At 69.5% G+C, this 10,118-nt stretch carries 6 protein-coding genes; 5 read left to right on the top strand and 1 reads right to left on the bottom strand.

From position 1 onward, the window contains the following. Window positions 1-203 precede the first annotated feature (203 nt). Window positions 204-1,082: an N-acetylmuramidase domain-containing protein gene (locus tag ACTZWW_RS09820; protein ID WP_444780770.1), complete on the top strand. Its 879-nt coding sequence runs from the start codon at window positions 204-206 to the stop codon at window positions 1,080-1,082. A gap of 153 nt (window positions 1,083-1,235) precedes the next feature. On the opposite strand, the gene ACTZWW_RS09815 is transcribed toward ACTZWW_RS09820, so the two are convergent. Beyond that, a complete protein-coding gene (locus ACTZWW_RS09815) occupies window positions 1,236-1,928 on the bottom strand; it encodes a zinc metallopeptidase (RefSeq protein ID WP_444780769.1) in 693 nt (230 codons plus the stop codon). 490 nt (window positions 1,929-2,418) lie between these two features. Between ACTZWW_RS09815 and ACTZWW_RS09810 the strand changes: the two genes are divergently transcribed. The 4 genes from ACTZWW_RS09810 to ACTZWW_RS09795 all read left to right on the top strand — a co-directional run bounded on the left by ACTZWW_RS09810 (window position 2,419) and on the right by ACTZWW_RS09795 (window position 10,116). Beyond that, a complete protein-coding gene (locus ACTZWW_RS09810) occupies window positions 2,419-6,012 on the top strand; it encodes an indolepyruvate ferredoxin oxidoreductase family protein (protein WP_444780768.1) in 3,594 nt (1,197 codons plus the stop codon). A gap of 399 nt (window positions 6,013-6,411) precedes the next feature. Then, a complete protein-coding gene (locus tag ACTZWW_RS09805) occupies window positions 6,412-7,773 on the top strand; it encodes a substrate-binding protein (protein WP_444780767.1) in 1,362 nt (453 codons plus the stop codon). Window positions 7,774-7,869: 96 nt separating this feature from the next. Beyond that, a complete protein-coding gene (locus tag ACTZWW_RS09800; RefSeq protein ID WP_444780766.1) occupies window positions 7,870-8,898 on the top strand; it encodes a branched-chain amino acid ABC transporter permease in 1,029 nt (342 codons plus the stop codon). A 6-nt stretch (window positions 8,899-8,904) separates the two neighbouring features. After that, window positions 8,905-10,116, top strand: a complete 1,212-nt coding sequence (locus ACTZWW_RS09795) for a branched-chain amino acid ABC transporter permease (protein WP_444780765.1) — start codon at window positions 8,905-8,907, stop codon at window positions 10,114-10,116. Window positions 10,117-10,118 lie beyond the last annotated feature (2 nt).

Here is a 10,118-nt window from a genome sequence, read left to right as displayed (position 1 = left end):
GCCCACCCTCCAGAAGAACAAGGCCGACGATCCGGAGCCCGCGAAGCCCGGCGAGGGTGCAGGCGGTGGCGAGGCGTCGAGCGGCGCCGAGGTCGTGAGCCTCGACGCGTTCCGCAAGAAGACCTGATCCGTTCCGTTTTCGTTCTTGACGGGGGATATGGCGACGCGCTAGCTTGCGGGGGCAACCTCGGGAGGCGAACGGCATGTCCCTGCGATCGATCTCATCGGGCGGCGCCCGCGCCGGTCACGGCGCGGCGGCGGGCGCGGACGAGCCCGGCGCACCGCTGACGCGGGCGGGCTTCGAGGCCGCGCGGGCGCGGCTCGGGGTCGCGCCCGTGGTGCTCTGGGCGGTGATGGCGGTGGAGGCCCGCGCCTGCGGCTTCCTGCCGGACCGCAGGCCCGTGATCCTGTTCGAGCGCCACGTCTTCCATCGGCGCACCGGCGGGCGCTTCGACGCGGACCATCCGGGCGTCTCGCACGCGAAGCCCGGCGGCTACGGCGCCTCCGGCGCGGCGCAGCACGCCCGCCTCGCCGCGGCGCTGGCGCTCGACCGGCGCGCGGCGCTCGAGAGCGCGTCCTGGGGGCTCGGCCAGGTGATGGGCTTCAACGCCGCGCCGGCGGGCTTCGCCGACGTCGAGGCGCTCGTCGCCGCGATGCACGCGAGCGAGGACGCGCAGCTCGCCGCCATGGCGGCCTTCATCGCGGCGCGGGGACTCGCCGAGCCCCTGCGGGCGGGGGACTGGACGGCCTTCGCGCGGGGATACAACGGCCCGGCCTTCGCGCGCAACGCCTACGACGTGCGCCTCGCCCGCGCGGCGGAAAGTCTCGCGGCCGGCCCCCTTCCCGATCTCGCGGTGCGCGCGGCGCAGCTGCGCCTCCTCTACGCCGGGCTCGACCCCGGCTCCGTCGACGGGCGGATGGGGCGGCGGACCCGCGCGGCGCTCGCCGCCTTCCGCTTGCGCACGGGCGAGCCGGAGCCGGAGGCGCGGGCCCGGGCCTTCGCGGCGTCCGACCTCGCCGCGCTCGAGCGGGCGACCCGCGCGGAGGCGTTCGCGATGGTGGGCGGCGAGAGGGCGGCCTGACGAGGGCTCAGGGGCGCGCGACGAGGGCGGCTCGACGAGGGTCGGCCGGGAGTGCCGGAGGTGCGGCGGTCGAGAGCCGGGGGTCGAGGGTCGGCGGTGGAGCAGCGGCGGGCGCTGTTCGGTGAGCGTGGGGGGAACGCGGCCGGCTTCGCCTCAGAACCGCAGCACGCGGAAGAGCCGCGCGATGTCGAGGAGGGAGACGAGGGCGGAGGCGACGTAGGTGAGCGCGGCGGCACGCAGCACGCTTTTGGCCTTGGGCAGGTCCTCCGCCGGGAGGAAGCCGCCCTTCTCCAGGATCGGCAGGGCGCGCGCGAAGCTCGCGTCGAGCTCGACGGGCAGCGTCAGCACGTGGACGAGCACGCGCGAGCCGAGCAGCGCCAGGGCGACGCCGATCTGCAGGACGAGGAGGACGGGAGACTTGAGGACGAGCATCGCCAGCGGCGCGAGCGCGAGAACGATCGCGGCGGCGACCTCGATCGCCCGCAACGAGCCGGCGAGCTTCAGGCGCGTGGCGAGGAGCCGGTCTCCGTCGGCGTCCTGCATGGCGTGGGAGGCCTCGTGCGCGGCGACCGCCACGGCCGTGATCGAGCGGCCGTCGTGATTGTCGGGGGAGAGCCGCACGACCTTGTCGAGGGGGTCGTAATGGTCCCCGCCCGGCGGCGCGAGCTCGACGCGCACGTGCGCGAGCCGTGCCCGGTCGAGCAGGTGCCGGGCGAGCTCGCCGCCGGTGCCGGGGAAGTCCGCCCGGTCGGTCGCATGCGCGCGCATGACCCGTCGCACCCACCATTGCGGCAGGAAGATCGCTGCGAGGAAGAGGAGACCGAGGAAGCCGAGGACGAGCGCCATGGCTTCAATCTAGGCGCGCCGCACGGGTTCGGCGAGTGGGCGCGGCCTGCGACCGAGCGCGCCCGCGGGCGCAGGGCTCGCTCACGAGGTCCCGATGCACACGTGTTCGAGGAGGGGGAGCGACAGGGACGGCAGCGCCAGCGCTCCTCCGCCATCGGGGGAGGTGGATCGGCGGGGTCCGGACCGACGAGATGGAGGGGTGCGCCGGCAGGCGCGCTTCGGCGACGCCGAAACGGGACGCGTCGAGCCCTGGGGACCCCGCCCCTGATCCGCTTTGGCGGATCGTCCCCGCTCCGATGGGGCGGGAGCAGGTGCGAAACGGTGCGCACCGCCCCATCTTCCCGGCACGTCCCCGCGGCTTTCGAGCGATCGCCCCGATGCGCGCATCGGTGATTGACCGGAGGCGGTGGATATGTCAGCATTGCTGACTTAAAATTCGCGCTAGAAGACCGGGACACCCAGCGGGCGCGGCCTCGAGGAGGAGGATGCCATGGACGACGTACGACGCGCCGCCGGTCCCGAGGCCATCGGGACGGATGCCCCCGGCAAAGAGGTCGATCGCGAGACCGCCGCGGCCGAGCGGGCCGCCGGCGCGATCGGCCGTGCCCTGCGCGAGGTCTCGCTCGACGACAAGTACGACCTGTCCAAGGAGCGCGTGTTCCTCACCGGCACGCAGGCGATCATCCGCATGCTGCTGATGCAGCGCGAGCGCGATCGCCTCGCCGGCCTCGATACCGCGGGTTTCGTCTCCGGCTATCGCGGCTCGCCCATCGGCGGGCTCGACCTCAACCTCTTCCGCGCGAAGAAGCAGCTCCAGGCCGCGAACATCGTCTTCCAGCCCGGCCTCAACGAGGAGCTCGCCGCCACCGCCGTGTGGGGCTCGCAGCAGGCGCAGATGCGTGGCGAGGGCAGGCACGACGGCGTCTTCGGCGTCTGGTACGGCAAGGGTCCCGGCGTCGACCGCTCCGGCGACGTCTTCCGCCACGGCAACATGGCCGGCTCGGCGGCCAACGGTGGCGTTCTCGCGCTGATGGGCGACGACCATACCGCCGAGAGCTCGACGGTGGCGCACCAGTCGGAATTCCATTTCGTCGACGTGATGATGCCGATCCTGAACCCCGCCGGCGTCCAGGAGATCCTCGACTACGGCCTGCACGGCTTCGCCATGAGCCGCTTCACGGGGGCGTGGGTCGCCTTCAAGTGCGTGAAGGACAACATCGAATCGACCGCCTCGGTCGATGCCTCGCTCGGGCGCGTGCGGATCGAGATCCCCGAGGGCTTCGTGATGCCGCCGGGCGGCCTCAACATCCGCGCGGGCGACGGCATCCTCGAGCAGGAGGCGCGCCTGCACGACTTCAAGCGCGACGCGATGCTCGCCTATGTGCGCGCGAACGGGCTGAACAAGCTCATGCTGTCGGGCGGGCGCACGCCCAAGATCGGCGTGATCACGGTCGGCAAGTCCTATCTCGACGTTCGCCAGGCCATGGACGAGCTCGGGCTCGACGAGGTCAAGGCCAACGACATGGGTCTTCGCCTCTACAAGGTCGCCTGCCCCTGGCCGCTCTCGCAACGCGAGCTCGTCGACTTCGCGCGCGGGCTCGACCTCGTCATGGTGGTCGAGGAGAAGCGCTCCCTCATCGAGGTCCAGGTCCGCGAGGAGCTCTACGGCACCGCGAACCAGCCGACCTGCATCGGCAAGAAGGACGAGGAGGGCGGCTGGCTCTTTCCCGTCAAGGGCGCGCTCGATTCGAACGAGATCGCAGTCGCGATCGGCGAGCGGCTCATGCGCTACCATTCCGACGAGGACCTCGCCGGGCGCGTGGCGCGCATCCGCCGCGCGCAGGAGGTGCTGACCCAGACGACGGACGTCGGCTCGCGCACGCCGCATTTCTGCGCCGGCTGCCCGCACAACACCTCGACCAAGGTGCCGGACGGCATGCGCGCCTATGCCGGCATCGGCTGCCACTACATGGTCCAGTGGATGGAGCGCGGCACGCAGGGCTTCACCCAGATGGGCGGCGAGGGCGCGAACTGGATCGGCGAGGCACCGTTCTCCAAGCGCGGCCACGTCTTCCAGAACCTGGGGGACGGCACCTACAACCATTCCGGCGTGCTCGCGCTGCGCTGGGCCGCGCACACCAAGACGAACATCACCTACAAGATCCTCTACAACGACGCCGTCGCCATGACCGGCGGGCAGCCGCACGAGGGCGCGCTCAGCGTCGACATGATCGCGCGCCAGGTGCGCGCCGAGGGCGTCGAGCGGATCGCGCTCGTCACCGACGAGCCGGACAAGTACCCCAAGACCGTGAAGTGGCCCGAGGGGATCACCATCCACCATCGCGACGATCTCGACGACGTGCAGCGGCGGCTCGCCGAGATCGGCGGCGTGTCCGTGCTGATCTACGACCAGACCTGCGCCTCCGAGAAGCGCCGGCGCCGCAAGCGCGGCACCTATCCCGATCCCGACAAGCGCGTGATCATCAACGAGCTCGTCTGCGAGGGCTGCGGGGACTGCTCCGTGCAGTCGAACTGCGTCGCCGTGCAGCCGCTCGAGACCGAGTACGGCCGCAAGCGCCAGATCGACCAGTCGAACTGCAACAAGGACTTCTCCTGCGTGAAGGGCTTCTGCCCCTCCTTCGTGACGGTGGAGGGCGCCAAGCCGAGGAAGGCGAAGGTCGCGGGCTCGGCCGAGGCGCTGCCCGAGGCGGTGCCGGAGCCCACGCTTCCGTCGATCGATCGCACCTGGAACTGCATCGTCACGGGGGTCGGCGGCACCGGCGTCGTGACCATCGGCGCGATCCTCGGCATGGCCGCCCACCTCGAGGGGAAGGGCTGCGGCATGATCGACATGGCCGGCCTCGCCCAGAAGGGCGGCGCGGTCTATTCGCACGTCCGCCTCGCCAACACGCCGGAGGAGATCCACGCCATCCGCGTCGCGGCGGGCTCGGCCGATCTCGTGCTCGGCTGCGACCTCGTCGTCACCGGGATGAAGAAAGTGCTCGCCGGCGTCTCGGCCGGGCGCACCATCCTCGTCGTCAACACGGCGGAGACCTATCCGGGCGAGTTCACCCGCAACCCGGACTTCTCGCTGCCGGCCGTGCGCCTGCGCCGCGAGATCGAGCGCCACGCCGGCGGCGAGAAGCTCGACTTCCTCGATGCGACAGCGATCGCCACCGCGGTCCTCGGCAACGCCATCGCCGCCAACATGATGATGCTCGGCTTCGCCTTCCAGAAGGGCGCGATCCCGCTCTCGGCGGACGCGATCGAGCGCGCCATCACGCTCAACGGCGAGGCGGTGCCGATGAACCTCGAGGCGTTCGGCATCGGCCGGCGCGCGGCGGCTCATCCGGACGGGCTCGCCAGGCTCGTCGCCTCGCTGAAGGCGCCGACCAAGGCGCGCACGCTCTCGCAGACGCTCGACGAGGCGGTCGCGCGGCGGGTCGACTTCCTCACCGCGTACCAGTCGAAGCGCTACGCGAAGACCTACGAGCGTCTCGTCGCGAAGGTCCGCGAGGCGGAAGCCGACAAGGTGCCGGGCTCCGACGCGCTCGCGCAGGCGGTGGCGCGCAACCTCTTCAAGCTCATGGCCTACAAGGACGAGTACGAGGTCGCGCGGCTCTATTCCGACGGCTCGTTCCAGGAGCAGGTGAACCAGACCTTCGAGGGCGAGAGCCTGCGCTACACTTTCCACCTCGCCCCGCCGCTGCTGGCACCCAGGGACAAGACGACCGGCCTGCCGCGCAAGATCACCTTCGGGCCGTGGATGATGAAGGCCTTCGGCGTCCTCGCGCGCTTCAAGGGCCTGCGCGGCACCCCGCTCGACGTGTTCGGCTACACGGCCGAGCGGCGAATGGAGCGCCAGCTGGTGCGCGACTACAAGGCCCTCGTCGAGGAGATCGTGGCGCGCCTCTCCCGCGAGACGCACGTGACGGCGGTCGGCCTCGCCTCGCTGCCGGCGAAGATCCGCGGCTTCGGGCACGTCAAGGAGCGCAACCTCGCCGCCGCGAAGGCGGAGGAGGCGGCGCTCGTCGAGCGGCTGCGCAACCCGGAGCGGGTGGAGCCCGCGAAGGCGGCGGAGTGACCATACGACGCCACCTCCGTCTCCGCGTGCGGTGACGCGCACGACGACCGTCCATGAGAGCCCCGCGCCCCGCGCGGGGCTCTCATCGCGTCCGGTACCCCGCCCGCGACGGTGTCGCGCTGCACAACGGCCGGAGGGCTCACGAACGGCCGGAACGGACGCCCGACCTTTCCCAAGCGTCTGATCAGGTTTTTTATTCTCGCATCTCGCATTCGCAAAATTCATCTGAATGTACTTATAGTGCATCGCAGCAAATTGGTACGAATGTCTAGGGTCATGAAGCCGCATTCGCTCTAGATGATCAGCATCTCGTGAGCTAGCGTCGAGTCATGCGCGAGAGAAGACTGGCCCGATCCAGCGTGCATGCACCACTTCGAGCGAAAGTCTCGGGAGGACTCGATGAACAAGCTGACACTAAACCGTCGCGGCCTGATCAAGAGCACCGCCGCAGTAAGCGCCGGGCTGGCGATGCCGCACATCTTCACGCGCCGAGCCAACGCCTTCACCAACGAGCCCACCGGCTCCACCGTCACGCTGGGCTTCAACGTGCCCCAGACGGGCCCCTACGCCGACGAGGGCCTCGATCAGCTGCGCGCCTACCAGCTCGCCGTCGAGCACCTCAACGGCGAGGGCGACGGCGGCATGCTCGGGACGTTCACGTCCAAGGCGTTGAAGGGCAACGGTATCCTCGGCAAGAAGGTGCAGTACGTCACCGGCGACACCCAGACGAAGTCGGACGCCGCACGCGCCTCGGCCCGCTCGATGATCGAGAAGGACGGCGCGGTGATGATCACCGGCGGCTCGTCGTCGGGCGTCGCGGTCGCCGTGCAGGCGCTCTGCCAGGAGGCGGGCGTGATCTTCATGGCGGGCCTCACCCACGCCAACGACACCACCGGCAAGGACAAGAAGGCCAACGGCTTCCGCCACTTCTTCAATTCCTACATGTCCGGCGCGGCGCTCGCGCCGGTGCTGAAGAACGCATACGGCACCGACCGCAACGCCTACTACCTCACCGCCGACTACAACTGGGGCTACACGACCGAGCAGGCGATCCGCGAGGCGACCGAGGCCATGGGCTGGAACACGGTGGAGACCGTGCTCACGCCGCTCGCGGCCACCGACTTCTCGTCCTACATCGCCCCGGTGCTGAATTCCGACGCCGACGTGCTGGTGCTGGTGCACTACGGCGGCAACATGGTGAACTCGCTCACCAACGCGGTGCAGTTCGGCCTGCGTGAGCGCCAGAAGAACGGCAAGAACTTCGAGATCGTCGTGCCGCTCTACTCGGAGCTGATGGCGAAGGGCGCCGGCGCCAACATCAAGAGCATCTTCGGCTCGCAGAACTGGGACTGGAAGCTCGAGAACATCCTCGGCGACCGCTACGTCGGCACCAACGCCTTCGTGCGCTCCTTCGGCGAGAAGTACGGCTTCCCGCCGAGCCAGGCGGCGCACACCGGCTACGTGCAGGCGATCCTCTACGCGGACGCGGTCGAACGCGCCGGCTCGTTCAACCCCTGCGCGGTGGCCGAGGCGCTCGAGGGCTTCGAGTTCGATGGGCTCGGAAACGGCCCGACGCTCTACCGCGCCGACGACCACCAGTGCTTCAAGGACGTGGTCGTGGTGAAGGGCAAGGAGAACCCGGAGAACGAGTTCGACCTCGTCGAGATCGTCGAGGTGACGCCGACCGAGCAGGTCACCTACGCCCCGGACCATCCGCAGTTCGCCGGCGGCGAGCTCGGCAGCTGCAACCCGGGCGCCTGATCCCGGCACACGCGCCTCGCGAACGGCCGGCCGCGCGTTCCCCGCGCGGCCTGCCTCGCGGTCCCGACGGCCCCGATCCGAGACGGCACGCTCTCCATGGACGCCATCATCCTGCAGGTCCTCAACGGGCTCGACAAAGGCTCGGCCTACGCGCTGATCGCGCTGGGGCTGACGCTGATCTTCGGTACGCTCGGCGTCGTGAACTTCGCCCACGGCGCGCTGTTCATGCTCGGCGCCTTCTGCGCCGTGACGCTCTCGCGCCTGCTCACCATCTCGCACGTGACCGTCGATTCCACGCGGACGGACTTCCTCGGCAACCCGCTCAAGGTCGAGACGCCCTACGTGGTGGAATGGTTCGGCCCGGAGGCCGGCGGGACGATCATCGAATGGTCGGTGCCGCTCGGCATCCTCTTCGCGATCCCGATCATGATCGCGGTGGGCCTCGCCATCGAGCGCGGGCTGATCCGGCACTTCTACAAGCGACCGCACGCGGACCAGATCCTGGTGACGTTCGGCCTCGCGATCGTGCTCCAGGAGATCATCAAGTACTTCTTCGGCGCGAACCCGATCCCGACCCCGGCGCCGCCGGCGCTGGTCGGCTCGTTCGATTTCGGCGTGCTGATCGGCTTCGACCCCGGGCAGATCATCTATCCCTACTGGCGGCTGATCTACTTCGTCTTCGCCGCGATCCTGATCGGCGCGGTGTTCGCCTTCCTGCAGTTCACCACCTTCGGCATGGTGGTGCGCGCCGGCATGGCGGATCGCGAGACGGTCGGGCTGCTCGGCATCGACATCGACAAGCGCTTCACCATCATGTTCGCCATCGCCGCGGTGGTGGCCGGCCTCGCCGGGGTGATGTACGCGCCCATCAACTCGCCGAACTACCACATGGGGATGGACTTCCTCGTCCTGTCCTTCGTCGTGGTCGTCGTCGGCGGCATGGGCTCGCTCGGCGGCGCGGTGCTCGCGGGCTTCCTGCTGGGCGTGCTCGAGAGCTTCGCCTCGATGCCGCAGGTCACGAACGTCGTCCCGGGCATCAACCAGATCGTGATCTACCTCGTCGCGATCATCATCCTTCTCACGCGGCCGCGCGGACTCCTGGGCCGCAAGGGCGTCATGGAGTAGGCCGCCATGCTCGGACTGAACAAGAAGGACACCTCGCTGTTCCTGATCGTGGTGGTGCTGACGGTGTTCGCGCCGTTCATCCTCAACCCGTTCCCGGTCGGCTCCGATCTCGCGCAGTTCAACGCCGGCTATCCGGACCTGATGCAGCGTTTCCTGATCTTCGGGATCTTCGCGATCGGCTTCAACATCCTCTTCGGCCTGACCGGATACCTGTCGTTCGGCCACGCGGCCTTCCTGGGCGTGGGCTCCTACGCCGGCGTGTGGATGATGAAGCTCTTGACGATGAACGTGGTGCCGGCGATCCTCGTCTCGGTCGTCGTCGCGGGGCTGTTCTCGCTCGTCGTCGGCTGGATCTCGCTTCGGCGCTCGGGGATCTACTTCTCGATCCTGACGCTCGCCTTCGCGCAGATGTCCTTCGCGCTCGCCTATTCCGTGCTCACCCCCATCACCGGCGGAGAGACGGGCCTGCAGCTGTCGCTGTCCGATCCGCGCGTCCTCGGCGTCGGCGCCACGCCCGCGGGCTCGATCCCGCTGACCAACTTCTTCGGGCTCGAGATGCGCGACAGCGCGGAGCTGGCGCTCGGCGGCTGGCTGTTCACCTTCAACGCCGGCTACTATCTCTGCGCCGTGCTGATGCTGGTGGCCTTCTACGTGGCGATCCGCATCTTCCGCTCGCCCTTCGGCATGATGCTCAAGGCGGTGAAGTCGAACCAGCAGCGCATGCAGTACACGGGCCTCGACCCGAAGCCCTACACGCTCGCGGCCTTCGTCATCTCCGGCATGTACGCCGGCCTCGCCGGCGGGCTGATGGTGTCGATGGACCCCCTGGCCGGCGCCGAGCGCATGTTCTGGACGGCGTCGGGCGAGGTCGTGCTGATGACGATCCTCGGCGGTGCCGGCACGCTGATCGGCCCGGTGCTGGGCGCGGGCTTCATCAAGTACATGGAGAACATCGTCTCCAAGATCAACGAGGGCATCCTCCACACGTGGTTCGCCTTCCTGCCGGACGGGCTCGAGGACTTCGTCGTGTCCTTGTTCTACCCCTTCGTCGGCAAGGGCTGGAATCTCACGCTGGGGCTGATGTTCATGCTCGTCGTGATCTTCCTGCCCGGCGGCATCGTCGAGGGCGGCCAGCGCATCGCACGCCTCTTCCGCCGCCGGCCGGCGCGGGCGCACGAGCGCTCGGTCGGCGCCCCGTCCTCCAGCGCAGCGGAGTGAGC

It is taken from the genome of Salinarimonas sp. NSM (assembly GCF_052380005.1).
Taxonomy (GTDB): domain Bacteria; phylum Pseudomonadota; class Alphaproteobacteria; order Rhizobiales; family Beijerinckiaceae; genus Salinarimonas.
Note: the sequence above shows the minus strand (reverse complement) of the source record. Positions and strands in the feature narration are given on the sequence as shown.

Coding starts and splice junctions, on each gene's coding strand:
- ACTZWW_RS09820 (WP_444780770.1), top strand. CDS start 204: ATGTCCCTGCGATCGATCTCATCGGGCGGCGCCCGCGCCGGTCACGGC.
- ACTZWW_RS09815 (WP_444780769.1), bottom strand. CDS start 1,928: ATGGCGCTCGTCCTCGGCTTCCTCGGTCTCCTCTTCCTCGCAGCGATC.
- ACTZWW_RS09810 (WP_444780768.1), top strand. CDS start 2,419: ATGGACGACGTACGACGCGCCGCCGGTCCCGAGGCCATCGGGACGGAT.
- ACTZWW_RS09805 (WP_444780767.1), top strand. CDS start 6,412: ATGAACAAGCTGACACTAAACCGTCGCGGCCTGATCAAGAGCACCGCC.
- ACTZWW_RS09800 (WP_444780766.1), top strand. CDS start 7,870: ATGGACGCCATCATCCTGCAGGTCCTCAACGGGCTCGACAAAGGCTCG.
- ACTZWW_RS09795 (WP_444780765.1), top strand. CDS start 8,905: ATGCTCGGACTGAACAAGAAGGACACCTCGCTGTTCCTGATCGTGGTG.